This is a genomic window from Delftia sp. SD018, assembly GCF_017355445.1.
Classification (GTDB): domain Bacteria; phylum Pseudomonadota; class Gammaproteobacteria; order Burkholderiales; family Burkholderiaceae_C; genus Comamonas; species Comamonas acidovorans.
In genome coordinates this window covers 75,413-99,205 of record NZ_JADDRN010000022.1, presented here as the reverse complement: position 1 = coordinate 99,205, position 23,793 = coordinate 75,413, and the positions used below count along the sequence as shown (strand labels likewise).

The window sequence follows — 23,793 nt, the reverse complement described above, 5'->3', positions numbered from 1 at the left end:
CTAGCGCAGCCGCGGCGAAGGCGTCTCGTCCACGGCCTGCGCACGCGCGGCCTGCTGCTCGGCCTGCAGCGCCCGCTGGAAGGCGGGCCGCTGCTGCAGGCGCTGCCAGTAGGCCTGGGTGGCAGGCCCCCATTGCGGCTCCATCTCCAGGTGCGCCGACAGCATCAGCGCATAGCCCACGGCCACGTCGGCAGCGGTGAAGCGGTCTGCCGTGAGCCAGTCGCGCTGTTCCACGGCCTGCTCCACGGCGCGCAGCCGCGCGAGGAACCAGCGCTGGTAGTCCTGGGCCACCTGGGGCTGGCGCCGTTCGGCTGGCTCGAAGTGCGCATAGCGCAGCACCAGGGTCTGCGGGAAGGTCAGCGTGGCATCGCTCATGTGCAGCCAGTTGAGGTAGGCCGCGAAGCCCGCCTCCTGCGGCTGCACGGACAGGCCCGCCCCGGGGTGCAGGGCGGCCAGGTACTCGCAGATGGCGGCTGACTCGGTCAGCCTGGCCTCGCCGTGGCGCAGCAGCGGCACCGTGCCCAGCGGGTTGAGCTCCAGGTAGCTGCGCTGCAGCATGCGCGGCGGAAACGGCAGCATGTGCAGCGTGTAGGGAAGCTGCAGTTCTTCGAGCATCCACAGCGCGCGGAAGGAGCGCGCGCTGACGCAGTGGTGGAGATGGTGCATGCGCAAAGCCTAGGCCAGATGCGCGGACGGCGGCAGTCGCGCAGGATGCAAATCGCGCCAGGATGCGCGTGGCACTCATTCGGGCCGGGCTCGCGCGCTCTTGCGGAATTCGGAAGGCGACAGCCCCGTCCACAGCCGGAAGGCGCGGATGAAGCTCTTGTCGTTGAGAAAGCCGCAGGACTGGGCGATGCGCTTGATGGGCCGGCTGGTGCGCAGCAGCAGGGCCACGGCACGCTCGCGCCGCACCTCGTCCTTGAGCGCCTGCAGCGAGGCGCCTTCTTCCTTGAGCTGGCGATGCAGGCTGCGCTGGGACAGGTGCAGCTGGCGCGCCAGCGTGTCGGCCGTCTGCAGGCATTCGGCGTCGGCCGCCAGCAGCTGGCGCACGCGCTGCACCAGCTGGCGCTCGCGCCGGTAGGGGCGCACCTGCAGCGGCAGGGCGCGCTGCAGCATGCGCTGCAGCGCAGGCTCGTCGCGCGTCAGCGGCATATCCAGAAAACGCGCGTCGAACTGGAGGCAGGCCCGGGCTGCGCCAAACTCCACCTCGCCCGGCGGGAACAGCAGCGCATACACGCCCGCATGCGGCGGGGGATCGAAGGGAAAGCAGGCGCGCCGCAGCGGCAGCGGCTCATCGATGAACCAGCTGGCCAGGCCGTGGATATTGCGCAGCACCGACAGCAGGCAGAACTCGCGCATGGCGCCCAGCGTGGACAGCTCCTCGATGGCCAGCGTGGCCAAGCCGTCTTCCTGCGTCAGCGTGAGGCGGATGTCGTCGGCCAGCAGGCCATGGTGGCGGCACCAGCGCGCCAGCGCCAGGCCCAGCTGCTCGCTGCCCATGCTGGCGCGTGCCAGCATGCCGTAGCTGCCCCAGGGCAGGCGCCGGGAGAACCAGCCCAGGGCCTCGTCGTCGAGTTCGCGCATGGCGGCATCGGACAGTGCCTCCATCTGCAGCGCCGTGATGCACTCGTTGCGCTCTTTGACGGAGTCTGGCGCGATTTGTGCCTTCTCCAGGGCGGACAGGGCGCTGATGCCCCGGCGTTCGTAGGCCAGCATAATGGCCTGCACAAAGGCCATGGGCGTGACTGCAGGGTGTGCGGAGGCCATGGTGGCGGCCGCCTGGGGCAGGGGGGTCTTGACCAGCGAGGGGGTGAACATGCTGGCAATTATTGCAACCTTCGTGGCCTGTTCTGCTCGGGGTTGGCCCTTATGCTGCCACGCAATAGCTGCCGTGACGGGGCAGGCCACTGCATTTGCCCGTCCCAGGCGCCGCCGACGACACAGGAGACAACGCATGCCCGCCCAGAACGCCCCGCTCGCTTCCAGCCATGCCCAAGGCCGCACCGATGTGCCGCTGATCGAGCAGACCATCGGCGACTTCTTTGCCGACATGGCGGCCCGCCAGCCCGATCGCGAGGCCCTGGTCAGCCGCCACCAGGGCCTGCGCTACAGCTATGCCGGCCTGCTCACCGAGGCGCGCCGCCTGGCCAGCGCGCTGCTGGGCCTGGGGCTGGACAAGGGCGACCGCGTCGGCATCTGGTCGCACAACAACGCCGAATGGGTGCTGATGCAGCTGGCCACGGCCCAGGTCGGCCTGGTGCTGGTCAACATCAACCCGGCCTACCGCACCTCCGAGGTGGAGTACGCGCTCAACAAGGTCGGCTGCAAGGCCCTGGTGACCATGGCGCAGTTCAAGACCAGCGACTACCTGGGCATGCTGCGCGAACTGGCACCCGAGCTGGCCACGGCCGAGCCCGGCCGCCTGCATTGCGCGCGCCTGCCCCAGCTGCGCAGCGTGGTCTGGATCGACGTGGCAGGGCAGGGCGAAGAGCAGCCCGGCATGCTGCGCTTTTCCAGCCTGCTGGCGCGCGGTGATGCGCAGGATGCGCGCATCGACGCCGTGGCCGCCACGCTCAAGAACACCGACCCCATCAACATCCAGTTCACCAGCGGCACGACGGGCTTTCCCAAGGGCGCCACGCTGACCCACCGCAACATCCTGAACAACGGCTTTTTCATTGGCGAGTGCATGCGGCTGACGCCCGAGGACCGGCTGTGCATTCCCGTGCCGCTGTACCACTGCTTCGGCATGGTGCTGGGCAACCTGGCCTGCTTCACGCATGGCTCGGCCATCGTCTACCCGAATGACGGATTCGATCCGCTGCTGGTGCTGGAGACCGTGCAGGCCGAGCGCTGCACGGGCCTGCACGGCGTGCCCACGATGTTCATCGCCGAGCTGGACCACCCGCGCTTCAAGGAGTTCGACCTGAGCACGCTGCGCACCGGCATCATGGCCGGCTCGCCCTGCCCCATCGAGGTGATGAAGCGCGTGGTCAGCGACATGCACCTGTCCGAGATCACCATCGCCTACGGCATGACCGAGACCAGCCCCGTCAGCTGCCAGAGCGATGCCGACACGCCGCTTCAGCGCCGCGTGTCCACCGTGGGCAAGGTGCAGCCGCACCTGGAGGTGAAGATCGTCGACCCGGCCACGGGCGAGGTGGTGGCGCCCGGCGTCTCGGGCGAGCTGTGCACGCGCGGCTACTCGGTCATGCACGGCTACTGGGGGGACGAGGCCCGCACGCGCGAGGCCATCGACGACGAGGCCTGGATGCACACGGGCGACCTGGCCACCATGGATGAGCAGGGCTACGTGAACATCGTCGGCCGCATCAAGGACATGGTGATCCGCGGCGGCGAGAACATCTACCCGCGCGAGATCGAGGAATTCCTCTACCGCCATCCCCAGGTGCAGGACGTGCAGGTGGTCGGCGTGCCCGACGCGCGCTACGGCGAGGAGCTGTGCGCCTGGATCATCGTCAAGCCCGGCCAGACGCTGACCGAAGACGGCGTGCGCGACTTCTGCAAGGGCCAGATCGCCCACTACAAGGTGCCGCGCTACATCCGCTTCGTCGAGGCCTTCCCGATGACGGTGACCGGCAAGATCCAGAAATTCAAGATCCGCGACGAGATGATCGCCATGCTGGATCTGCGCCCGGCCAGGACCGCCTGAGGGCTGCTTTCATGCGCTGCCGCCAGCTGTCCACCGCGTGCCGCCTAGTGCGTGCCGCCCTCGGGCGTGGCCACGGCCGAGGCGGCGGCGCGGCGCGCCACCACCAGGCGCTTGCGCAGCGAGATCTCCTGCATGTCCAACTCGCTGACCAGGCGGCGCAGAGACTCGTCGTTGATGCGGTGGGCCTGGCGCTCGGCGTAGAGCGCGTCGCGCTCCTGGTGGATGCAGCGCAGGCGCAGCTCGATCTCCAGCAGGTAGCGCAGCTTGCGCTGGCGCACGACTTCGGGCGCCTCGCGCTGGATCTCGATGCTGGAGGCCGTGCCGCTGCCGTCGTCCAGCAGCTGGACGCGGTTGCGGTACTCCTGCGTCAGGTGGCCCATGACTTCCTGGTGCATGGCCACCCATTCGGGCGTGTGGCCCTGTATCTCTTCCTCGCTCAGCGTCAGCCCGCCAATGGCGGACTGGCAGGCGGCCACGCGCGCCAGGCGCTCCTCGCGCACCGTGGGCGATTCGCCGGGCTGGGGCATGCGGCGCAGGATCAGCGGCAGGGCGATGCTGCCCAGCACCAGGGTGAACAAGATGGTGCCGGTGGCCAGGAAGATCAGCATCTCGCGGCCCGGAAAGGGCTGGCCGTTGTTCAGCAGCATGGGCACGGACAGCGCGCCGGCCAGCGTCACGGCGCCGCGTATGCCGGCCATGGTGGTGGCCAGGTTCAGCAGGTGGGAAGGGCGCTCTGCCATCTTCCCCTGGAAGTGGGCGCGAGCCAGGCTGCGCTGCACGCCCAGGGTCAGCCAGATCCAGCGCATCAGCAGCAGCGCGCTGGAGATGATCACCACATAGCCCACCAGCACCCACCATTCGCTGCCCGCATCGTGCAGCGTCACGCCGATGATGGAGGGCAGCTGCAGGCCCAGCAGCAGGAAGATGGCGCCGTTGAACGAGGCTTCCACCATGCTCCAGGTGCCCTCGGTCTGCAGCCGCTCGCTGATGTAGCTGCTGCGCTCCAGGTCGGCGAAGTTGGTGGCAATGCCCGCGGCCACGGCCGACAGGATGCCCGACACGCCGATCTTTTCGCCCACGATGTAGGCGGCGAAGGGCAGCAGGATCAGCAGCAGCACCATCTGCGTGGCCGCCACGTCGCCCAGGCGGCGCGTGATGGTGCTGCGCGCATAGGAAAAGCCCCAGCCGATCAGCGTGCCCACGCCCAGGCCGCCCAGGGCCATCCACATGAATTCCTTGGCCACCTCGGTCCAGGAGAACAGGCCGGTCAGCGTGGCGGCAATGGCGAACTTCAGCGCCACCAGGCCCGAGGCATCGTTGAGCAGGGACTCGCCTTCGAGGATGTGCATGGTCTTCTCGGGCATGCCCAGGTTGCGCGTGATGGCCGAGACGGCCACGGCATCGGTGGGCGAGACCACGGCGGCCAGCGCGAAGGCCACGGTCAGCGGCATGCCGGGCACCAGCCAGTGGATCAGCCAGCCCAGCCCCACCACCGTGAACAGCACCAGGCCCAGCGCCAGGCGCAGGATGGGGCGGTACAGCGAGAAGAACTCGCGCTTGGGGATGCGCCATCCGTCGGCAAACAGCAGCGGCGGGATGAACAGCAGCAGGAACAGCTCGGGATCGAAGGCGATGTGCAGGCCCTTTTGCGGCCAGGCGATCAGCGCTCCCAGGGCGATCTGTATCAGCGGCAGCGGGATGGCGCGCACATAGCGCGCGGCAATGCCGGTCAGTGCCCCCAGCAGCAAAACGAGCAAGACGATTTCAACGGTGTGCATACGGCATTTTCCCCAGCCCGGGCCGCCGTTCTTTGCAGCACATTCGAAAAAACCAAGCGCCCGCATCGGGCAAACACAAGAAGAGGCCACACATGAGCATTCTGGGCACCCAACTCAATCCGCGTTCGGCGGACTTCCTGGCCAATGCCGCCGCCATGCGCGCCGTGGTCGAAGACCTGCAGGCCCAGGTGGCCAAGGTCGCCGAGGGCGGCGGCGAGGCCGCGCGCGCCAAGCACGTGGCGCGCGGCAAGCTGCTGCCGCGCGACCGCGTGGCCATGCTGCTGGACCCCGGCACGCCCTTCCTGGAGATCGCCCCGCTGGCCGCGCTCAACATGTACCGCAACGATGCGCCCGGCGCGGGCCTGATCGCCGGCATCGGGCGCGTCAGCGGCGTGGACTGCATGATCGTGTGCAACGACGCCACGGTGAAGGGCGGCACCTACTACCCGATGACGGTGAAGAAGCACCTGCGCGCCCAGGAGATCGCCGCGCAGAACCGGCTGCCCTGCATCTACCTGGTGGACTCGGGCGGCGCCAACCTGCCCAACCAGGACGATGTGTTTCCCGACCGCGAGCACTTCGGCCGCATCTTCTTCAACCAGGCCAACATGAGCGCCGAGGGCATTGCCCAGATCGCCGTGGTCATGGGCTCGTGCACGGCCGGCGGCGCCTATGTGCCGGCCATGAGCGACGAGTCCATCATCGTCAAGAACCAGGGCACCATCTTCCTGGGCGGCCCGCCGCTGGTGAAGGCCGCCACGGGCGAGGTGGTCAGCGCCGAGGACCTGGGCGGCGGCGACGTGCACACGCGCCTGTCGGGCGTGGCCGACCACCTGGCCCACAACGACACCCACGCGCTGGCGCTGGCGCGCCAGTCCGTGGCCAACCTCAACCATGCCAAGCAGCCTTCGGCTGGCGACCTGCCGCCCGAGGCGCCGCTGTTCGACGGCGGCGAGCTGTACGGCGTGATCCCCGTGGACACGCGCAAGCCCTTCGATGTGCGCGAGATCATCGCCCGCGTGGTGGACGGCAGCCGCTTCGACGAGTTCAAGGCCCGCTTCGGCGCCACCCTGGTCTGCGGCTTTGCGCGCATCGAGGGCATGCAGGTGGGCATCATCGCCAACAACGGCATCCTGTTCAGCGAATCGGCGGTCAAGGGCGCGCACTTCATCGAGCTGTGCTGCCAGCGCAAGATCCCGCTGGTCTTCCTGCAGAACATCACGGGCTTCATGGTGGGCCGCAAGTACGAGAACGAAGGCATTGCCCGCCATGGCGCCAAGCTGGTCACGGCCGTGGCCACGGCGGCCGTGCCGAAGTTCACCATCATCATCGGCGGCTCCTTCGGCGCGGGCAACTACGGCATGTGCGGCCGCGCCTATTCGCCGCGCTTCCTGTGGATGTGGCCCAACGCGCGCATCTCGGTCATGGGCGGCGAGCAGGCGGCCAGCGTGCTGGCCACCGTCAAGCGCGACGGCATCGAGGCCAAGGGCGGCCAGTGGACGGCCGAGGAGGAAGAGGCCTTCAAGGCCCCCATCCGCCAGCAGTACGAGGATCAGGGCCACCCCTATTACGCGACGGCGCGCCTGTGGGACGATGGCGTCATCGACCCCGCCGACACGCGCCGCGTGCTGGCGCTGGGCCTGGCGGCCACGCGCAACGCTCCCATAGCGGACACGCGCTTCGGCGTGTTCCGCATGTGACGGCGGCCCCTCTTTCCTTGCAGCGAGGTACTTCATGAAAACCACCGCACTGACCCTCGAATTCCAGGGCCCCCTGGCCACCATCACGCTGACCCAGCCCGAAGTGCGCAATGCCTTCAGCGACGAGGTCATCGCCGACATCACCCAGGCCTTCCACTCCGTGGGCAAGCGCAGCGACGTGCGCGCCGTGGTGCTGGCCGCCGAGGGCCCGGCCTTTTGCGCAGGCGCCAACCTCAACTGGATGCGCCGCATGGCCGACTACTCGCGCGACGAGAACCGCGAGGACGCCGGCCTGCTGGCCGAAATGCTGCGCGTGATCTACGAATGCCCGCAGCCCACCATCGCGCGCGTGCAGGGCGATGTCTATGCGGGCGGCATGGGCCTGGTCGCTGCCTGCGACATGGCCGTGGCCGCAGAGGGCGTGGGCTTTTGCCTGTCCGAGGTGAAGATCGGCCTGATCCCCGCCACCATCAGCCCCTACGTGATCCGCGCCATGGGCGCGCGCGCCGCCCACCGCTACTTCCTGACCGGTGAGCGCTTCGACGCGGCCGAGGCGCTGCGCATCGGCTTCGTGCACCGCGTGGTGGCGGCAGACGAGCTGGACAACGCCGTGGACGGCCTGCTCAAGCACCTGGTCAGCGCCGGTCCCGCCGCCGCCCGCGCCTGCAAGCGCCTGGTGATCGACGTGGCCGAGCGCGAGATCAACGAGCAGCTGATCGCCGCCACCGTCGAAGGCATCGCCGACATCCGCGCCAGCGCCGAGGGCAAGGAGGGCGTGCAGGCCTTCCTGCAAAAGCGCAAGCCGGCCTGGCTGGCCTGATACGCGCGGGCTGCCCATTCATCGCGCGACCACCGAGCAACGCCGAGCCAACGCCGAGCCAACACCATGAGCACCCTGACCGACTCCCTCGTCCAGTGGCTGCAGTCCGTGGGCCTGTACCCGGGCCCGGCCGTGCACCACACGGTCAGCGAGGCGGCTGGCGAAGTGGCCGAGCGCGTGGGCCAGGCCACCAGCGGCATGGACATGGCCGGCCTGCTGGCGCTGGCCGCCGCACTGGGCTGGGCCAGCGGCTTTAGGCTCTACGCCGTGGTCTTCGTGACCGGGCTGCTGGGGGCGCTGGGCTGGGTGGCGCTGCCGGGCGGGCTGCATGTGCTGGAGCATCCGGCCCTGCTGTTCGCCAGCGGCGCGCTGCTGTTCGTGGAGTTCTTCGCCGACAAGATCCCCGGCGTGGACTCGGTCTGGGACCTGCTGCAAAGCGTGATCCGCATCCCGGCGGGCGCGGCGCTGGCGGCCGGCGTCTTCGGCGCCGACAGCGCGACCATGGCCACCATGGCGGCCCTGATGGGCGGCTCGCTGGCCCTGTCCAGCCAGGTGGCCAAGAGCACGGCGCGCGCGGCCATCAACACCTCGCCCGAGCCGTTTTCCAACGTGGGCGCGAGCCTGGTGGAGGACGGTGCCTCGGTGGGCGCGATCTGGCTGGCGCTCACGCACCCGCTGGCCTTCGCCGCCGTGCTGCTGGTCGTGGTCATCGCGCTGTGGCTGCTGACCTGGGCGCTGTGGCGCTTTCTCAAGGCCGTGGTGCAGCGCCTGCGCGCGCTGTTCGGCGGGTCTCCCGCGATGAATCAAAAACCATAGCCGCCGGTCGCCGAATGACCGGGGCTGCAGAGAAAACACTGGAGATAACGCATGTTCAAGAAGATCCTGATCGCCAACCGCGGTGAAATCGCCTGCCGCGTCGCGGCTTCCGCCCGCCGCATGGGCGTGCGCACCGTGGCCGTGTACTCGGACGCCGATGCCCGCGCCAAGCATGTGCAGGCCTGCGACGAGGCCGTGCACATCGGCGGCAGCGCCCCCAAGGACAGCTATCTGCGCTGGGAACGCATCCTGGAGGCCGCCAAGGCCACGGGCGCCCAGGCCATCCACCCCGGCTACGGCTTTCTCAGCGAGAACGAGGAATTCGCCCAGGCCTGTGCCGATGCCGGCCTGGTCTTCATCGGCCCGCCGCCCTCGGCCATCCGCGCCATGGGCCTGAAGGCGGCCTCCAAGCAGCTCATGGAAAAGGCCGGCGTGCCCCTGGTGCCCGGCTACCACGGGGCCGACCAGGACCCGCAGCTGCTGCAGCGCGAGGCCGACCGCATCGGCTACCCGGTGCTGATCAAGGCCAGCGCGGGCGGCGGAGGCAAGGGCATGCGCCTGGTCGAGCGCAGCGAGGACTTCGCCGCCGCCCTGGCCAGCTGCCAGCGCGAGGCCATCAACAGCTTTGGCGACGACGCCGTGCTGGTCGAGAAATACGTGCTGCGCCCGCGCCATATCGAGATCCAGGTCTTTGGCGACACCCAGGGCAACTGCGTCTACCTGTTCGAGCGCGACTGCTCGGTGCAGCGCCGCCACCAGAAGGTGCTGGAGGAGTCCCCCGCGCCCGGCATGACGCCTGCGCTGCGCCAGAAGATGGGCGAGGCCGCCGTGGCCGCCGCCCAGGCCGTGAACTACGTGGGCGCGGGCACGGTGGAATTCATCGTCGAGCAGCCCGGCGGCTACGACCAGCCCGAGGCCATGAAGTTCTACTTCATGGAGATGAACACCCGCCTGCAGGTCGAGCACCCGGTGACCGAGGCCATCACGGGCGAGGACCTGGTGGACTGGCAGCTGCGCGTGGCCAGCGGCCTGCCCCTGCCCAAGCGCCAGGACGAGCTGCGCATCACCGGCCACGCCATCGAGGCGCGCATCTGCGCCGAAAACCCTGACAACGGATTCCTGCCCGCCACCGGCACCCTGCACGTCTACCGCAAGCCCGACTGCGCCAGCTTCCGTGTCGGCGACGTGCGCGTGGACGATGGCGTGCGCGAGGGCGATGCCATCAGCCCCTTCTACGACTCCATGATCGCCAAGCTCATCGTGCATGGCGACACGCGCGAACAGGCGCTGGCGCGGCTCGATGCCGCCCTGGCCGAGACACGCATCGTGGGCCTGGCCACCAATGTGCAGTTCCTGCGCCTGGTCATCGCCAGCGATGCCTTTGCAACCGCCAAGCTGGACACGGCGCTGATCGAGCGCGAGAAGCAGCATCTGTTCCACCAGCAGCGCCTGCCGCAGGCCCAGGCCGTGGCCGCCGCCGTGGCCCAGGTGCTGCAGGCCGAGCGCGCGCAGGAAACCGCCGACCCCTTCAGCCGCCGCGACGGCTGGCGCTCGCACGGCGTGGCCGAGCGGCGCTGGGACTTCCGCCAGGGCGAGGCCGCCGTGCCCGCGCGCCTGCGCTACCTGCATGACGGCGCGCTGCAACTGGCCGTGGGCGAGGGCGAGTCCCTCGCCGAGGGCCTGCTGTCCTGGCAACAGGCCGGGGACGGCGCCTTCGACGTGCAGTTCGCGGGCCAGCGCCTGCGCGCCCAGGTCCATGTGCTGGGCGAGCAATGCCATGTGTTCGCTCCCCAGGGTGCGGCCGTGCTGGGCCTGGCCGATCCGCTGGCCCATGCGGGCGAGGTGCAGTCCGAAGGCGGCCGCCTGACGGCGCCCATGCCGGGCAAGGTGGTCTCCTTTGCCGTCAAGGCCGGCGACAAGGTCAGCAAGGGCCAGCCGCTGGCCGTGATGGAGGCCATGAAGATGGAGCACACCATCGCCGCGCCCGGCGACGGCGTGGTGGCCGAGCTGCTGTACGCGCCCGGCGACCAGGTGACCGAAGGCTCCGAGCTGCTGCGCCTGGAAAGCTGAGCCCGCAGGCAAGACAGTTTTGCGCAAAAGTCGCGCGTGGGCGTCGCCAGGCCGTTAGGCTTGTCCACCTATGCGAGTGACTTTCTGCTGCGAAGACACCAGGCCCGACGCCTGGCTGCAAGGACTGCGCGCGGCCCTGCCGGGCACCGAGGTGGACATCTGGTCGCCGGGCGCGCCGCAGGCCGACTACGCCCTGGTCTGGGCGCCACCCCAGCGCTTCATCGACGAGCAGCCGGGCCTCAAGGCCGTGTTCAACATCGGCGCGGGTGTCGATGCGCTGCTGCCGCTGCGCCTGCCGGCCGACCTTCCCGTCTACCGCCTGGAGGACGCCGGCATGGCCGTGCAGATGGCCGAATATGTCTGCCAGGCAGTGGTCCGCTTCTTCCGGGGCCTGGACGGCTACGAGGCCGACATGGCCGCCGGCCTGTGGCAGCACCGGCCCAATCCCCGGCGTGCCGACTACCCCGTGGGCGTCATGGGGCTGGGCCGCATGGGCGAGCGCGTGGCGCGCGCGCTGACGGTGTTCGATTTCCCCGTCAACGGCTGGAGCCGTACGCCGCATGCCATCGACGGCGTGCGGGGCTTCTGCGGCCCGCAGGACTTCGACGCCTTTCTGCGCGCCACCCGCATCCTCGTCAACCTGCTGCCGCTGACACCCGAGACCGACAGCATCATCGACGCGCGCAGCCTGGCCCTGCTGCAGCCGGGCGCCTATGTCATCAACGTGGGACGCGGCGGCCATGTGGCGGACGAGGACCTCATCGCCGCCATCGACGGGGGCCATGTGTCCGGCGCGTTGCTCGACGTGTTCCGCACCGAGCCGCTGCCCGACGGCCATGCCTTCTGGCGGCATCCGCGCATCACGCTCACGCCCCACACCTCGGCCCGCACCCTGGCGCGCGACAGCGTGGAGCAGATCGTGGGCAAGGTCGCGGCGCTGAGCCGGGGCGAGGCCGTGAGCGGCCGCGTGGACCTGCGGCGCGGCTACTGACGGGCGCGCTCAGTCCAGCGTCACGCCGGTGCTGCGCACCAGCGCGCCCAGGCGCTGGGAGTCGCTCCTGATCAAGGCGCCGAATTCGGCCGCCGTGCCGCCCACGGCCGGCGTGCCTATGGCCTCCCAGCGCGTGCGAAAGGCCGGGTCCTTGAAGATGGCGTTGACCGTGGCATTGAGTTTGTCGATGGCGGCGGGCGGCGTGCCCGCGCGCACGGCAATGCCATGCCAGCCCGTGATCTGGTAGCCGGGCACGCCGGCCTGGGCCATGGTGGGCACGTCGGGCAGCACCTTGGTGCGCTCGGCCGAGGTGACGGCCAGCGGGATCAGGCGCCCGCCCTGGATGTGCTGCAGCGAGCTGCCCACGATGTCGAACATCACGCCCACCTGGCCGCCGATCAGGTCGTTGAGTGCCGGTCCCGCACCCCGGTAGGGGACATGGCCCAGCTTGACCTGCTCCATGGAGTTGAACAGCTCGCCCGCCAGGTGCTGGGGCGTGCCATTGCCGGCCGAGGCAAAGCTCAGTGTCTTGCCCGTTTTGGCCAGGGCCAGCAGCTCGGCCACGGTCTTGACGCCCAGCGAGGGATGCACTTCCAGCACCAGCGGGAAGGCCGACAGCTGCACCACGGGCTCCAGGTCCTTGAGCGGGTTGAAGGGCATGCTCTTGTACAGCGAGGAATTCACGGCCATGGGGCCGCTGGCGGCCAGCAGCAGGGTGTGGCCGTCGGCGGGCGCCTGGCGGGCCACCTCGGCGCTGCCCAGGTTGCCGCCCGCGCCGCTCTTGTTCTCCACGATGACGGTCACGCCCAGGCGCTGCTGCAGCTCGGGCTGCAGCATGCGTGCCATCAGGTCGGTGGGGCCGCCGGGTGGATAGGGCACGACGAAGCGGATGGTCTTGCTGGGGAACGCCGGCGACGGGGTCTGGGCCGAGGCCTGGCCCGCCAGGCCCAGGGCCATGAAGGCCAGGGGAAGCGCCGTGAATGCGGTGGCTGCCTTGATTTTGGCGATGGCGTCACGCCGCGTGCCGTGGGTGGGCTGTTGCATGGTTGTGTCTCCTGCCTGTGGTTGGAATGGAAGGCCCGTCTTGTGCGGGCTCATGGGCCTATCGGCTTATCGGCTTATGGGCTTATCGGCCTGTAAGGCGCCTGGTGCTCAGCCCGGTGTGAAGCGCCGGCGTATGTCGTCGGCCGTGGCCAGGGGGCGGCCCAGCGCCTGGGCGGACACCACGGCCTGGCGGACCAGGGCGGCGTTGTCGGGCGCGGTATGGCCGTCCCGCGTCAGCAGGTTGTTCTCGAAGCCCACGCGCGCATGGCCGCCAAATGCGGCGGCTGCCGCGATGCAGGTGTTTTCCGTGGCGCCGAAGGCGCACACGGCCCAGGGCTCGCCGCCGTCATGCGCCGCAAGAAAGGGCATCAGGTCCTGGGGCCGCGAGGTCTGGCCCGCGCTGTAGCGGCCCAGCACGAAGAGCAGGAACCAGGGCGCCTCGGGCACCACGCCCTGGGCGCGCAGCGCCTGCCAGCGGCGCAGGTCGGCCACGTCGTAGAGGATGACCTGCACCATGACCTGGTCGCGCACCAGGCCCGTGAAAAAGTGCGCCAGTCCTGCATCGCCGATCTCGGGCTGGTCGATCTCGCGCAGGCCGATGGAGACGGCCTCGGGCCGCAGCGCCTGCACCATGGCGATCTGCTCGGGCGCGCGGTAGACGCCGGCGGCCTCGCTGGTGATCTGCACCACCATGTCCGTGCCCACGGCCTCGCGCACCACGCGCCAGGCTTCGCGGTAGCCGTCCACATCCAGGCTGTGGCGCCCCTGGGCGTCGCGGATGTGCATGTGGATCATGGCCGCGCCGGCATCCAGGCAGGCGCGTGCCGTGGCGGCCAGCGCCTGCGGTGTGATCGGCAGGGCTCGGTGGTCGGCCGGCTGCTTGTAGGCGCCATTGGGGGCCACGGTGACGATCAGCGGGTCGTTCCACTGCGAGGTGGGTGACGTGGGCGATGTGGGCGACGCGGTTGACGTGGGGACCGGCGTGCTCATGGCGTGTCCTGTGCCTGCTCCGGCACCGGCAGCTCGCTGGCCAGCAGGGCCAGGCCCTGGCGCAGCAGCGCGTCGTAGCGGGCACGCTCGGCCAGGCGGCGGTCCTCGGGCCAGTCGAAGAAGCCCTTGCCGGTCTTCATGCCCAGATCGCCACGCGCCACGCGATCGCGCAGGGCCTGGGCCGGCACATCGGTGTTGGACAGCGTGGGGTACATGGTGGCGGCCGCCGCGCAGTGCACCTCGATGCCCGCATGGTCGCGCTGCAGCACGGGGCCGGCTGCCAGGAAGCGGAAGCCGAAGCCGAAGCGCACGGCGGCATCCACGTCCTCGGGCGAGGCAATGCCCTCGTCGATGAGGGCGAAGGCCTCGCGCGACAGCGCATGCTGCATGCGGTTGGCCAGAAAGCCGGGCTTGTCCTTCTTCACCAGCACCGGCACGCTGCCGCAGCCGCGCATGAAGCCGTGCAGCCACTGGCCCAGGGCCGGATCGCTGCGCTCGCCCAGCACCACTTCCACCAGTGGCACCAGGTGGGCGGGCATGAAGAAGTGCAGGCCCAGCATGCGCTGCGCCGTGGGCAGGCCGCTGGCGATGGCGCTGATGGGCAAGCCCGAGCTGTTGCTGGCCAGCACGGCGTCGGCCGGCGCATGCGCCTCAAGTTTGGCGAACAGCGCCTGCTTGGCATCCAGCCGCTCGGTGATGCATTCCACCACGAGGGCCACGCCATCCCAGGCCACATCCTCCAGCGCCGCGCAGACCGAGACCTGGGACGCGCACCGGGCAAAGCCGGCCGTGGCCAGCTCGATGGCAATGTGCTGCAGCAGCAGCTCGCGCCGTGCCGCGCCGGGGTCGACCACGGTCACCAGGGCGCCGCCCCGGGCCAGGACCACGGCCACATCGGCACCCATGGTGCCTCCCCCGACGACCACCGTGCGCGCGTTGCGCGGCGAACTGCTGTGCATGCTGTCTCCTGCTGATTTCATGGATTTGAGGCGCAGTCTAGGCAGCCGTCATTGAACGGTAAAGACGCATTTTTCGATAAACTGATCGGCCATGAAGATCAATTGGTCGGCCCGCGAGGTCGATGTCTTTCTGGCGCTGGCCGATTCGCTGAGCTTTCGGCGCACGGCGCTGCAGATGCACCTGTCGCAGTCGGCCGTCTCGGGCACGCTGGCGCGGCTGGAAGAGATGCTGGGCGCGCGCCTGTTCGAGCGCACCACGCGCGCCGTGGAACTGACCCAGGCCGGCGAGGTCTTCGCCGAGCAGGCGCGCATCCTGCGCCACCAGATGGACGAGACCGTGCGCCGCGTGCAGGAGGTGGCCCAGGTGCAGGTGGGCCGGCTGGCGCTGGCGGCCCTGCCTTCGCTGGCCGCGGGCCTGCTGCCCCGCGTGCTGGCGCGCTTTGCGGCCGAGCATCCGGGCGTGCACCTGGAGCTATTCGACAGCCTGGCCGGGCCGGCCTTCGACATGGTGCGCGCGGGCCGCGTGGACTTTGCGCTCACGGCGGCCAACCCCGCCTATGCCGACCTGGACTACCTGCCGCTGGCCTCCGACCGCTTCGTGCTGCTGCTGGGCCGCGGCCATGCGCTGGCGCGCGGGCGCGGCGATCTGGGCTGGGCCGACGTGGCCCATCTGCCCCACATCTCCATGCCGGCCGGCACCAGCGTGCGGCAGTACGCCGACGAGGCCCTGCTGACCCACGGCATACGCTTTGCGCCCCAGTACGCCGTGGAGCACCTGGCCACCATCGCGGCCATGGTGGCTGCCGATCTGGGCGTGAGCGCGCTGCCCCTGCTGGCCGCCCAGGTGGTGCAGCGGCCGGAAGTGGTGGCGCGCCCGCTGGCACGGCCGGTGCTGCGCCGCCCCATCGGCATGGTGCGCCTGAGCGGCCGCCGCCTGTCGCCGGCTGCCGCGCGCATGGTGGAGATGCTGCGCGAGGAAATGGCGGCCCTGCCGGGCTGAAGGGGGCGCTGGCAGCCGTTGTGCATGGCCCGGCAGGATATGGGGTGGTGCCCGGGCCTGCAAGCCTGGACAATAGGGGCCGTACCCGTCATCCCGGTGAGAACACCCCATGAGCATTCCTTCCCGCGTCAAACTCGTCGATGTAGGCCCCCGCGACGGCCTGCAGAATGAAAAACAGCCCGTGCCCGCCGCCGTCAAGATCGAGCTGGTGCACCGCCTGCAGGAAGCCGGCCTCAAGGAAATCGAGGTCACCAGCTACGTCAGCCCCAAATGGGTGCCGCAGATGGCCGACAACGCCGAAGTCATGGCCGGCATCGTCCGCCGCCCCGGCGTGCGCTACAGCGTGCTCACGCCCAACATGAAGGGTCTGGAGGCCGCGCTGTCGGCGCCGCGCGAACTGTGGCCCGACGAGATCGTGGTCTTCGGCGCAGCCAGCGAGGCCTTCAGCCAGAAGAACATCAACTGCTCCATTGCCGAAAGCATCGAGCGCTTCGCCCCCGTGGCCGAGGCCGCACGCGCCCAGGGCATCTACGTGCGCGGCGCCATGAGCTGCACCGTGGGCTGCCCCTACGAAGGCGAGATCGCCCCCGAGCGCGTGGCCTACCTGGCCGGCCTCATGAAGGGCATCGGCGTGCAGCATGTGGGCGTGGCCGACACCATCGGCGTGGGCACGCCCGTCAAGGTGCGCAAGGCCATCGAGGCCACGCTGCAGCACTTCGCCATCGACGATGTCTCGGGCCACTTCCACGACACCTACGGCCAGGCCGTGTCCAACACGCTGGCCGCGCTGTCGCTGGGCGTGTGGCAGTTCGACACCTCGGTGGCGGGCCTGGGCGGCTGCCCCTACGCCAAGGGCGCCACGGGCAATGTGGCCACGGAGGACGTGGTCTACATGCTGCAGGGCATGGGCATCGAGACCGGCATCGACCTGGACAAGCTGATTGATGCCGGCCAGTTCATCAGCGACCACCTGGGCCGCCCCACGCAGTCGCGCGTGGCCAAGGCACTGCTCACCAAGCGCGCCAGCGCGGCTGCATGCGAGGCGGTGTGAGCATGTGCGGATCTGAACTCCACCATCTTCCCGAAGGCGTGCAGCGCGTGGCGGCCTTCCTGCAGCAGGCCGGCCACGGCGACGGACCGCGCATGCTGGACGGCGCCGCGCGCACGGCCCAGGAAGCGGCCGACCAGCTGGGCATCCTCGTGGGCCAGGTGGCCAAGAGCATCATCTTCCGCCGCCGCAGCGACGGCGTGGCCGTGCTGGTCGTGGCCTCGGGCGACCGCCGCGTGGATGAGAAGAAGGTCGCCGCCCTGGTCGGCCCCGTGGGCCGTGCCGATGCCGATTTCGTCAAGGCGCAGACGGGCTTTTCCATCGGTGGCGTCAGCCCCGTGGCCCATGCCAACACGCCCGTGACCCTGGTGGACCGGGAACTGCAGCGTTTCGACACGGTCTGGGCGGCCGCCGGCCATCCGCATGCGGTGTTCGCGGCCACGCCGGCCGCGCTGCAACTGCTGGCCGGTGCGCCCTGGGCCGACGTGGTACAGGAGGTGGCAGCATGATGGGCCCCAAGGAAATGCTGGCCCAGAAGGCCCGCGCCGCATACACTCCGCGTGCCGAAGAGGAACCCGTGCTCTCGCCCTGCATCTCGGTCTGCCGCATGACGCCGGACCGCAGCCATTGTGAAGGGTGCTTTCGCACCATCGACGAGATCCGCGCCTGGTCCAAGTCCGACGCGCCGCAGCGCCTGGCGATCTGGAACGCGCTGCTGGAGCGCGCAGGCATCGCGGCCACCGCACCCTAGATACCCATCACGACGCACCCGCCATGAAGCAGATCACCTTCCATCTCGACTTCATCTCGCCCTATGCCTGGCTGGCGTTCGCGCAACTGCCGCAGGCGCTGCAGGGCATCAGCCACCACATGCAGTACCGCCCCGTGCTGCTGGGCGCGCTGCTGCAGCGCCACGCCAACCCGGGACCGGCCGGCATCGCGGGCAAGCGCGAATGGACCTACCGCCATGTGAGCTGGCTGGGCCATGCCACGGGCGTGGGACTGGACATGCCGGCCCGCCATCCGTTCAACCCGCTGCCGCTGCTGCGCCTGGCGCTGGAGTGCAGCGACGACGGCACCATCAACCGCTTTGTGGCGGACGCCGTGCTGCGCCATGTCTGGCTGGGCGGCGCCGACGCGCTGGATCCCGCGCGGCTCGACGCACTGCGCGCCACGCTGGCGCCGCAGCTGCGCACGGATGCGGCGGACAACGCCAAGCGCCTGCTGCGCGAGAACACCGAGGCTGCTGCCGCGCAAGGCCTGTTCGGCGTGCCGGCCTGGGAGGTCGATGGCCGCCTCTTCTGGGGCCTGGACAGCCTGCCCATGCTGCGCGCCTACCTGGAAGGCGATGGCTGGTTCGACAGCGGCTGGGACGCGGCTGCAAGCGTGGAGCAAGGCCTGAAGGTTTGAATGGCGGGGCTGGAACAACGGCCCCGCCCCATGCCCAACGCCTTCAACTTCGCCGCCTCTCCCTTCGACTGCCTCACGCCCGACGAGCAGGCGCTGGTGCGCGATGGCGTGGACATCGCCTACTTCCCCGAGGGCGCCGTGGTGCTGGACGCCGGCTCGGCGCCCACCCACCTCTTCGTCATCATCAAGGGCCATGTGGTGCAGACCGAGGGCGACGAGGTGCTGGCCAGCTACGGCCCCGACGACAGCTTCGACGGCCGCGCCCTGGTGGCCGGCCGCACGGGCAGCCGCTTCACCGTGGCCGAGGAACTCATCGCCTACCAGCTTGCGCGCGAAACCGTGGGCGAGCTGATCGCGCGCAACACGGCCTTTGGAGCCCTGCTGTTCTCCGACCTGGGCCACAAGCTGGGCACATTGGCCCAGCGCGCCGACCGGCACGAATTGCAGTCGCTGACGCTGGCGCGCGTGGACCAGGCCTATCTGCGTGCCGCCCATGTGGTGGATGCGGCCACCGACATCGTCTCCGTGGTGCGCCTGTTCCATGCCGAGCGCACAACCTGCGTGCTGATCTCGGGACTGCCGCAGGGCGGCCTGGGCATCTTCACGGGCACCACGCTGCAGCGCGCCATCCTTGACGGCCGCCCGCTGGACCGGCTGGCCGTGGGCGAGTTCGCCAGCCAGCCCGTGTTCACCGTGCGCGCCGACGACCAGCTGGGCGATGCCCTGGTCGTGCTGCTGCGCGCCCGCGTGCACCGGCTGGCCGTGCTCGATGCACAGGGCCAGGTGCTGGGCATCCTGGAGGCGCTGGACCTGTTCAGCTTTCTGGCCAACCACTCCCACCTCATCACCGTGCAGATCGAGCAGGCCGCCGACCTGCAGGCGCTGGAGCAGGCCGCCGCCCAGATCACGCGCCTGGTGGCCGCCCTGCACCGGGGCGGCACGCGGGTGGCCCTGATGGCGCGGCTGGTGCAGCAGCTCAATGCGCGCCTGTTCGAGCGTGCCTGGCAGATGCTGGCGCCGCCGGACCTGGTGGCCCACAGCTGCCTTTTCGTCATGGGCAGCGAGGGGCGCGGCGAGCAATTGCTCAAGACCGACCAGGACAACGGCCTGCTGCTGCGCGACGGCTATGCGCCGCCCCAGGACCTCGATGCCATCTGCGCGCGCTTTTCCGCGCAGCTGCAGCGCTTTGGCTACCCCGAATGCCCGGGCGGCATCATGCTCAGCAATCCGCAATGGCGCGGCACGGTGGCCAGCTTCGGCAGGCAGGTGCGCGAATGGCTGATCCTGCCTGGCCCCGAGGGCCTCATGCACCTGGCGATCTTCCTGGACGCCCATGCCGTGGCGGGCGATGCCGCGCTGCTGGCCACGGTGCGGCGCGACCTGATGGCGCTGGCCCTGGACAGCGATGCCCAGGTGGCGCGCTTCGCCTCGGCCGTCGACGCCTTCGCGCACGAGCCGGGCAGCTGGTGGGAGCGGCTGCTGGGGCGCGGCGGCGAGGGCGCGCCCGTGCACCTCAAGAAGGCCGGCATCTTCCCCATCGTCCATGGCGTGCGCAGCCTGGCGCTGTCCCAGCGCATCGCCGCCACCGGCACGGCCGAGCGCATCGCGGCCCTGGTGGACAAGGGCGTGCTCGACGGCGCCCAGGGCCAGGAGCTGCTCCAGGGCCTGCATTTCCTCATGGGCCTGCGCCTGCAGGCGGGACTGGCCGAGATCGACCTGGGCCGCCCCGTCACCGGCCATGTGGACCCGGCTCGCCTGAGCAGCCTGGAGCGCGACCTGCTCAAGGACACGCTGGCCGTGGTGCGGCGCTTCCGCGAACTGCTGCGCCAGCGCCTGCGGCTGGACGCCGTATGAGCGCGGCGCCCTTGCAGCGCTGGGTGGCGGGCCTGCGGCGCAACTGGCAGCGGCGCAGGCTGGCGGACCCCGCCTATGCCTTTCTCTTCGATGCGCCGCCGCCCGGCGAATGGGTGGCGCTGGACTGCGAGACCACGGGCCTGGATGTGCGCTGCGACCAGATCATCTCCATCGGCGCCGTGCGCATCGTGGGCGAGCGCATCCTGTCCAGCGAACGCCTGGAACTGCTGGTGCGCCCCTCGCGCAGCGTGCCCGGCGACAGCGTGCGCATCCACCGCCTGCGCGAGCGGGACCTGGCCCGGGGCCTGGCCATCGAGGACGCGCTGGCGCAGCTGCTGCGCTTCATCGGCAGCCGCCCGCTGGTCGGCTACTACCTGGAATTCGATGTGGCCATGATCGAGCGCGTGCTGCGCCCCTGGCTGGGCACGGGCCTGCCCAACGAGCGCATCGAGGTCTCGGCCCTGTACTACGACCACCGCTTCCGGCAGCTGCTGCCCTGGCAGCAGCAGGCGCCCGAAATCGACCTGCGCTTTGCCACGCTGATGGCCGACCTGGGCCTGCCGCAGCGCGAGGCCCACGACGCGCTCAACGACGCCGTGATGGCGGCGCTGGCCTTCATCAAGCTGCGCAGGCTGGCCGGCGCGACGTAGGGCGCCCGGAAAGGCGTTCGCTCAAGCGGCGGAGACCGCAGGGTTCAGGCTGTACAGGCCGGTGATGCTGGCCTTGCCCAGCACCTGGCCGGCTTGCAGCGCCGCGCGCACATTGGCGCCGGTCAGCTCGCCGGAGACCGCCAGCGTGGGCGTGGCCAGCGCATAGACGGTGAAGACGTAGTGGTGGACGATGCTGTCGTTCCACGGAGGGCAGGGGCCGTCGTAGCCGAAGTAGTCGCCCTTCATCTGCTCGTCGCCCGCGAACCAGCCCGTGTAGTCGTTGATGCCGTGGCGCAGGCCGCCGGGGGCGGCCGGGCCGCTCTTGCCGCGCGGCGTGACGCCGTCGGACTGGGCGCCTGCCGCGATCTCGGTGGTGGCGGCCGGAATGTCCAGCAGCAGCCAGTGGAAGAAATCCACGCGCGGCAGGCTGGCCGGCACTTCGCGGCCTTCCTGGTTTACATCGTCGCCGCGGCTGGGCACGTCGGGGTCATGGCAGACCACGACGAAGGACTGCGTGCCCGCAGGCGCGCCGCTCCAGGCCAGGTGCGGGTTGCGGTTGGACGACAGCGCCACGTGCGAGGCCGCATCGGGCACCGCGAACGCGAATTCGCCGGGAATCGCCTGGCCGTCCTGGAAGCTTTGGCTGATGAGTTGCATGTCGGATCTGTCCTGTGCGTTGAAGAGGGAAGCGGTGCTGCACAGGCGAAGCTGCGCAGACCCCGCAAGTCTAGAGGCCTGGACGGTGCCGGCCATCGCAGATCCGATCAGGCGCCTTCTCCAGCCGATCAATCTGAGGGCGGCGGCTGCCGCGCCAACGAAAAAGCCGGGCGCTGGGCCCGGCTTTGCATGGTGGGTGCCTGAGTGCCTGAGGGGCTCGGTGGCTCAGTGGCCCGAAGCTCCCGAGGCGCCAAGGCCTGTTTCCGAGCGCACCTGCTGCGCGGGGAAGATGGCGCGTTCCTTGGCGGCCTGGGCGCTCTTGTCGAGCACCGAGAACAGCCACACGCCCACGAAGCCGATGGTCATGGAGAACAGCGCGGGCGAGGCGTAGGGGAACCAGGCCGAGCCTGCGGGGTTGCCCAGCGTGGCCTCCCACACCGGGGGCGAGACCACGGTCAGGCCCACGGAGGAGATAAGCCCCATGAAGCCGCCGATCACCGCGCCCTTGGTGGTGCAGTCCTTCCACAGCACCGACAGCAGCAGTGGGGGGAAGTTGGCCGAGGCCGCGACCGCGAAGGCCAGCGACACCATGAAGGCGATGTTCTGCTTCTCGAACACGATGCCCAGCAGCACGGCGATGGCGCCCAGCGTCAGCGTGGTGATGCGCGAGACGCGCAGCTCGGCGGCGCTGTCGGCCTTGCCCTTCTTGATCACGGTGGCGTACAGGTCATGCGACACGGCCGAGGCGCCCGACAGCGTCAGGCCCGCGACCACGGCCAGGATGGTGGCGAAGGCCACGGCCGAGATGAAGCCGTAGAACACGTCGCCGCCCACGCTCTTGGCCACCAGCACGGCCGCCATGTTGGCTGTGCCCGCGCCGCCGTGGATCACGCCCTTGACCGTGTCGGCCATCTCGGGGTTGGTCAGCACCAGGGTGATGGCGCCGAAGCCGATGATGAAGATCAGCACGTAGAAGTAGCCGATCCAGGTCGTGGCCCAGAACACGCTCTTGCGCGCTTCCTTGGCGTCGGGCACGGTGAAGAAGCGCATCAGGATGTGGGGCAGGCCCAGCGTGCCGAACATCAGCGCCATGCCGAAGCTGATGGCCGAGATCGGGTCCTTGATGAAGCCGCCCGGGCCCATGATGGCCAGGCCCGCCTTGGCGGCGGCCGAGGGGTCGGCGCCGTTGTTGGCAGCGATCTCGGAGCGCACGCGCACGCCTTCGGCGAACAGCGCCTCGGGGCTGAATCCGTACTTGGCCAGCACCATGAAGCCCATGAAGGTCACGCCGGCCAGCAGCATGCAGGCCTTGATGATCTGCACCCAGGTCGTGGCCGTCATGCCGCCGAACAGCACATAGATCATCATCAGGCCGCCCACCAGCACCACGGCGATCCAGTAGTCCAGGCCGAACAGCAGCTTGATCAGCTGGCCCGCGCCCACCATCTGCGCGATCAGGTAGAAGGCCACCACCACCAGCGTGCCGCTGGCCGCGAAGGCGCGGAACGGCGTCTGGGAGAAGCGATAGCCTGCCACGTCGGCGAAGGTGAACTTGCCCAGGTTGCGCAGGCGCTCGGCCAGCAGGAAGGTCAGGATGGGCCAGCCCACCAGGAAGCCGATGGAGTAGATCAGGCCGTCATAGCCGCTGGCCATGACCGAGGCCGAGATGCCCAGGAAGGAGGCGGCCGACATGTAGTCGCCCGCAATCGCCAGGCCGTTCTGAAAGCCCGTGATGCCGCCACCGGCCGTGTAGAAATCGGCGGCCGACTTGGTGCGGCCCGCGGCCCACTTGGTGATCCACAGCGTGGCCACGACGAAGGCCGTGAAGAGAATGATGGCGGTCCAGTTGGTGGCCTGCTTGGCGGCCACGCCGACATCTCCGCCGGCGGCCAGCACGGGCCCCGTCAGGGCCAGCGCCACGGCGGGCGCCAGCAGCATGCGTTGTGCGGAATTCTTCATTTCGTGGCGTCCTTCAGGATGTCCTGGGTGAGCTTGTCGTACTCGCCATTGGCGCGGCGCACGTAGAGGCCGGTGATGATCACCGAGAAGACGATCACGCCCATGGCGATCGGGATGCCCAGCGAGGTCACGCCCGCGCCAATGGGCTGGGCCAGAAATGATTTGTCGAAGGCAATCAGCGCGATATAGCCGTAATAAACGACCAGCATCAGCAGCGTCAGAAAAAGGCCCAGGCGATTGCGTCTGGATCGCAACTCCTGGTATTTGGGATGGCGCTGTATTTTGTCTACCACCGGATCGGTCATGGTTTGTCTCCTGAAGTTGGAATCGCGGCGGCAGCCCCATGGATCTGCAGCCTTGCGGCGCATTCTGGA

The 23,793-nt window shown here is 69.6% G+C and carries 22 protein-coding genes and 2 pseudogenes; 15 read left to right on the top strand and 9 right to left on the bottom strand.

What is annotated here, in order from left to right; all coding sequences use genetic code 11:
- Both INR38_RS20750 and INR38_RS20745 read right to left on the bottom strand, forming a co-directional pair.
- Window positions 1-666 (bottom strand): glutathione S-transferase family protein, encoded by a 666-nt coding sequence (locus tag INR38_RS20750; protein WP_207442752.1) that lies wholly within the window; start codon window positions 664-666, stop codon window positions 1-3.
- Between the two features lie 75 nt (window positions 667-741).
- Window positions 742-1,818: an AraC family transcriptional regulator gene (locus INR38_RS20745; protein ID WP_016450029.1), complete on the bottom strand. Its 1,077-nt coding sequence runs from the start codon at window positions 1,816-1,818 to the stop codon at window positions 742-744.
- Between the two features lie 136 nt (window positions 1,819-1,954).
- Between INR38_RS20745 and INR38_RS20740 the strand changes: the two genes are divergently transcribed.
- Window positions 1,955-3,673 carry an AMP-binding protein gene (locus INR38_RS20740; RefSeq protein ID WP_207442751.1) on the top strand — a complete coding sequence of 573 codons (1,719 nt, stop codon included), beginning with the start codon at window positions 1,955-1,957 and terminating at the stop codon, window positions 3,671-3,673.
- A 44-nt stretch (window positions 3,674-3,717) separates the two neighbouring features.
- Here INR38_RS20740 and INR38_RS20735 read toward each other — a convergent pair whose 3' ends face one another.
- Window positions 3,718-5,451, bottom strand: a complete 1,734-nt coding sequence (locus INR38_RS20735) for a Na+/H+ antiporter (protein ID WP_207442750.1) — start codon at window positions 5,449-5,451, stop codon at window positions 3,718-3,720.
- A gap of 92 nt (window positions 5,452-5,543) precedes the next feature.
- Here INR38_RS20735 and INR38_RS20730 point away from each other — a divergent pair, with 92 nt between their 5' ends.
- From INR38_RS20730 to INR38_RS20710, 7 genes and pseudogenes are all read left to right on the top strand, one after another.
- Window positions 5,544-7,151, top strand: coding sequence for a carboxyl transferase domain-containing protein (locus tag INR38_RS20730; protein WP_046238867.1), 1,608 nt, complete (start codon window positions 5,544-5,546; stop codon window positions 7,149-7,151).
- A 34-nt stretch (window positions 7,152-7,185) separates the two neighbouring features.
- Entirely contained in the window at window positions 7,186-7,971 is a 786-nt protein-coding gene (locus INR38_RS20725; protein WP_207442749.1) for an enoyl-CoA hydratase/isomerase family protein, read from the top strand.
- 66 nt (window positions 7,972-8,037) lie between these two features.
- Window positions 8,038-8,787: a DUF4126 domain-containing protein gene (locus INR38_RS20720; protein WP_047327943.1), complete on the top strand. Its 750-nt coding sequence runs from the start codon at window positions 8,038-8,040 to the stop codon at window positions 8,785-8,787.
- Between the two features lie 51 nt (window positions 8,788-8,838).
- Window positions 8,839-10,143 (top strand): annotated as a pseudogene (locus INR38_RS28965) (biotin carboxylase N-terminal domain-containing protein); the annotation flags it as partial.
- A gap of 416 nt (window positions 10,144-10,559) precedes the next feature.
- Window positions 10,560-10,706, top strand: a pseudogene (locus INR38_RS28960) (hypothetical protein); the annotation flags it as partial.
- Complete coding sequence (locus INR38_RS28955; protein WP_323380261.1) at window positions 10,663-10,857, top strand: biotin/lipoyl-containing protein; 195 nt, start codon at window positions 10,663-10,665, stop codon at window positions 10,855-10,857. The pseudogene INR38_RS28960 and the gene INR38_RS28955, both read left to right, overlap by 44 nt.
- A gap of 70 nt (window positions 10,858-10,927) precedes the next feature.
- Entirely contained in the window at window positions 10,928-11,848 is a 921-nt protein-coding gene (locus tag INR38_RS20710) for a glyoxylate/hydroxypyruvate reductase A (protein WP_207442748.1), read from the top strand.
- A 9-nt stretch (window positions 11,849-11,857) separates the two neighbouring features.
- Here INR38_RS20710 and INR38_RS20705 read toward each other — a convergent pair whose 3' ends face one another.
- From INR38_RS20705 to INR38_RS20695, 3 genes are all read right to left on the bottom strand, one after another.
- Window positions 11,858-12,892 carry a tripartite tricarboxylate transporter substrate binding protein gene (locus tag INR38_RS20705; protein WP_063328548.1) on the bottom strand — a complete coding sequence of 345 codons (1,035 nt, stop codon included), beginning with the start codon at window positions 12,890-12,892 and terminating at the stop codon, window positions 11,858-11,860.
- A 108-nt stretch (window positions 12,893-13,000) separates the two neighbouring features.
- Window positions 13,001-13,882 (bottom strand): 3-keto-5-aminohexanoate cleavage protein, encoded by an 882-nt coding sequence (locus INR38_RS20700; RefSeq protein ID WP_207442747.1) that lies wholly within the window; start codon window positions 13,880-13,882, stop codon window positions 13,001-13,003.
- Window positions 13,879-14,841 (bottom strand): 3-hydroxyacyl-CoA dehydrogenase NAD-binding domain-containing protein, encoded by a 963-nt coding sequence (locus INR38_RS20695; RefSeq protein ID WP_207442746.1) that lies wholly within the window; start codon window positions 14,839-14,841, stop codon window positions 13,879-13,881. Before INR38_RS20695 ends, INR38_RS20700 begins: the two co-directional genes overlap by 4 nt.
- Window positions 14,842-14,932: 91 nt before the next feature.
- Between INR38_RS20695 and INR38_RS20690 the strand changes: the two genes are divergently transcribed.
- The 7 genes from INR38_RS20690 to INR38_RS20660 all read left to right on the top strand — a co-directional run bounded on the left by INR38_RS20690 (window position 14,933) and on the right by INR38_RS20660 (window position 20,803).
- On the top strand, window positions 14,933-15,841 hold the full coding sequence (locus tag INR38_RS20690) for a LysR family transcriptional regulator (RefSeq protein ID WP_207442745.1): 909 nt from the start codon (window positions 14,933-14,935) through the stop codon (window positions 15,839-15,841).
- 109 nt (window positions 15,842-15,950) lie between these two features.
- Window positions 15,951-16,892, top strand: a complete 942-nt coding sequence (locus tag INR38_RS20685; RefSeq protein WP_043820259.1) for a hydroxymethylglutaryl-CoA lyase — start codon at window positions 15,951-15,953, stop codon at window positions 16,890-16,892.
- A gap of 2 nt (window positions 16,893-16,894) precedes the next feature.
- A complete protein-coding gene (locus tag INR38_RS20680) occupies window positions 16,895-17,398 on the top strand; it encodes a YbaK/EbsC family protein (protein ID WP_013800403.1) in 504 nt (167 codons plus the stop codon).
- Window positions 17,398-17,640 (top strand): DUF1289 domain-containing protein, encoded by a 243-nt coding sequence (locus INR38_RS20675; protein ID WP_242699140.1) that lies wholly within the window; start codon window positions 17,398-17,400, stop codon window positions 17,638-17,640. The genes INR38_RS20680 and INR38_RS20675 overlap by 1 nt, the downstream gene beginning before the upstream one ends.
- A 23-nt stretch (window positions 17,641-17,663) precedes the next feature.
- Complete coding sequence (locus INR38_RS20670; protein ID WP_207442743.1) at window positions 17,664-18,299, top strand: DsbA family protein; 636 nt, start codon at window positions 17,664-17,666, stop codon at window positions 18,297-18,299.
- Window positions 18,300-20,153, top strand: a complete 1,854-nt coding sequence (locus INR38_RS20665) for a DUF294 nucleotidyltransferase-like domain-containing protein (RefSeq protein ID WP_207442742.1) — start codon at window positions 18,300-18,302, stop codon at window positions 20,151-20,153.
- Window positions 20,150-20,803: a 3'-5' exonuclease gene (locus INR38_RS20660; RefSeq protein WP_123695513.1), complete on the top strand. Its 654-nt coding sequence runs from the start codon at window positions 20,150-20,152 to the stop codon at window positions 20,801-20,803. The genes INR38_RS20665 and INR38_RS20660 overlap by 4 nt, the downstream gene beginning before the upstream one ends.
- A 21-nt stretch (window positions 20,804-20,824) precedes the next feature.
- Here INR38_RS20660 and INR38_RS20655 read toward each other — a convergent pair whose 3' ends face one another.
- The 3 genes from INR38_RS20655 to INR38_RS20645 form a co-directional block, all read right to left on the bottom strand.
- Window positions 20,825-21,460, bottom strand: a complete 636-nt coding sequence (locus INR38_RS20655; protein ID WP_012207755.1) for a YbhB/YbcL family Raf kinase inhibitor-like protein — start codon at window positions 21,458-21,460, stop codon at window positions 20,825-20,827.
- 225 nt (window positions 21,461-21,685) lie between these two features.
- Entirely contained in the window at window positions 21,686-23,419 is a 1,734-nt protein-coding gene (locus INR38_RS20650; RefSeq protein WP_012207754.1) for a cation acetate symporter, read from the bottom strand.
- Complete coding sequence (locus INR38_RS20645; RefSeq protein ID WP_013800408.1) at window positions 23,416-23,724, bottom strand: DUF485 domain-containing protein; 309 nt, start codon at window positions 23,722-23,724, stop codon at window positions 23,416-23,418. The genes INR38_RS20650 and INR38_RS20645 overlap by 4 nt, the downstream gene beginning before the upstream one ends.
- Window positions 23,725-23,793: the final 69 nt, after the last annotated feature.

What these genes read in the sequence shown, in the direction of transcription:
- INR38_RS20750 (WP_207442752.1), bottom strand. Translation starts at nt 666, where the DNA reads ATGCACCATCTCCACCACTGCGTCAGCGCGCGCTCCTTCCGCGCGCTG.
- INR38_RS20745 (WP_016450029.1), bottom strand. Translation starts at nt 1,818, where the DNA reads ATGTTCACCCCCTCGCTGGTCAAGACCCCCCTGCCCCAGGCGGCCGCC.
- INR38_RS20740 (WP_207442751.1), top strand. Translation starts at nt 1,955, where the DNA reads ATGCCCGCCCAGAACGCCCCGCTCGCTTCCAGCCATGCCCAAGGCCGC.
- INR38_RS20735 (WP_207442750.1), bottom strand. Translation starts at nt 5,451, where the DNA reads ATGCACACCGTTGAAATCGTCTTGCTCGTTTTGCTGCTGGGGGCACTG.
- INR38_RS20730 (WP_046238867.1), top strand. Translation starts at nt 5,544, where the DNA reads ATGAGCATTCTGGGCACCCAACTCAATCCGCGTTCGGCGGACTTCCTG.
- INR38_RS20725 (WP_207442749.1), top strand. Translation starts at nt 7,186, where the DNA reads ATGAAAACCACCGCACTGACCCTCGAATTCCAGGGCCCCCTGGCCACC.
- INR38_RS20720 (WP_047327943.1), top strand. Translation starts at nt 8,038, where the DNA reads ATGAGCACCCTGACCGACTCCCTCGTCCAGTGGCTGCAGTCCGTGGGC.
- INR38_RS28955 (WP_323380261.1), top strand. Translation starts at nt 10,663, where the DNA reads ATGCCGGGCAAGGTGGTCTCCTTTGCCGTCAAGGCCGGCGACAAGGTC.
- INR38_RS20710 (WP_207442748.1), top strand. Translation starts at nt 10,928, where the DNA reads ATGCGAGTGACTTTCTGCTGCGAAGACACCAGGCCCGACGCCTGGCTG.
- INR38_RS20705 (WP_063328548.1), bottom strand. Translation starts at nt 12,892, where the DNA reads ATGCAACAGCCCACCCACGGCACGCGGCGTGACGCCATCGCCAAAATC.
- INR38_RS20700 (WP_207442747.1), bottom strand. Translation starts at nt 13,882, where the DNA reads ATGAGCACGCCGGTCCCCACGTCAACCGCGTCGCCCACATCGCCCACG.
- INR38_RS20695 (WP_207442746.1), bottom strand. Translation starts at nt 14,841, where the DNA reads ATGCACAGCAGTTCGCCGCGCAACGCGCGCACGGTGGTCGTCGGGGGA.
- INR38_RS20690 (WP_207442745.1), top strand. Translation starts at nt 14,933, where the DNA reads ATGAAGATCAATTGGTCGGCCCGCGAGGTCGATGTCTTTCTGGCGCTG.
- INR38_RS20685 (WP_043820259.1), top strand. Translation starts at nt 15,951, where the DNA reads ATGAGCATTCCTTCCCGCGTCAAACTCGTCGATGTAGGCCCCCGCGAC.
- INR38_RS20680 (WP_013800403.1), top strand. Translation starts at nt 16,895, where the DNA reads ATGTGCGGATCTGAACTCCACCATCTTCCCGAAGGCGTGCAGCGCGTG.
- INR38_RS20675 (WP_242699140.1), top strand. Translation starts at nt 17,398, where the DNA reads ATGGGCCCCAAGGAAATGCTGGCCCAGAAGGCCCGCGCCGCATACACT.
- INR38_RS20670 (WP_207442743.1), top strand. Translation starts at nt 17,664, where the DNA reads ATGAAGCAGATCACCTTCCATCTCGACTTCATCTCGCCCTATGCCTGG.
- INR38_RS20665 (WP_207442742.1), top strand. Translation starts at nt 18,300, where the DNA reads ATGGCGGGGCTGGAACAACGGCCCCGCCCCATGCCCAACGCCTTCAAC.
- INR38_RS20660 (WP_123695513.1), top strand. Translation starts at nt 20,150, where the DNA reads ATGAGCGCGGCGCCCTTGCAGCGCTGGGTGGCGGGCCTGCGGCGCAAC.
- INR38_RS20655 (WP_012207755.1), bottom strand. Translation starts at nt 21,460, where the DNA reads ATGCAACTCATCAGCCAAAGCTTCCAGGACGGCCAGGCGATTCCCGGC.
- INR38_RS20650 (WP_012207754.1), bottom strand. Translation starts at nt 23,419, where the DNA reads ATGAAGAATTCCGCACAACGCATGCTGCTGGCGCCCGCCGTGGCGCTG.
- INR38_RS20645 (WP_013800408.1), bottom strand. Translation starts at nt 23,724, where the DNA reads ATGACCGATCCGGTGGTAGACAAAATACAGCGCCATCCCAAATACCAG.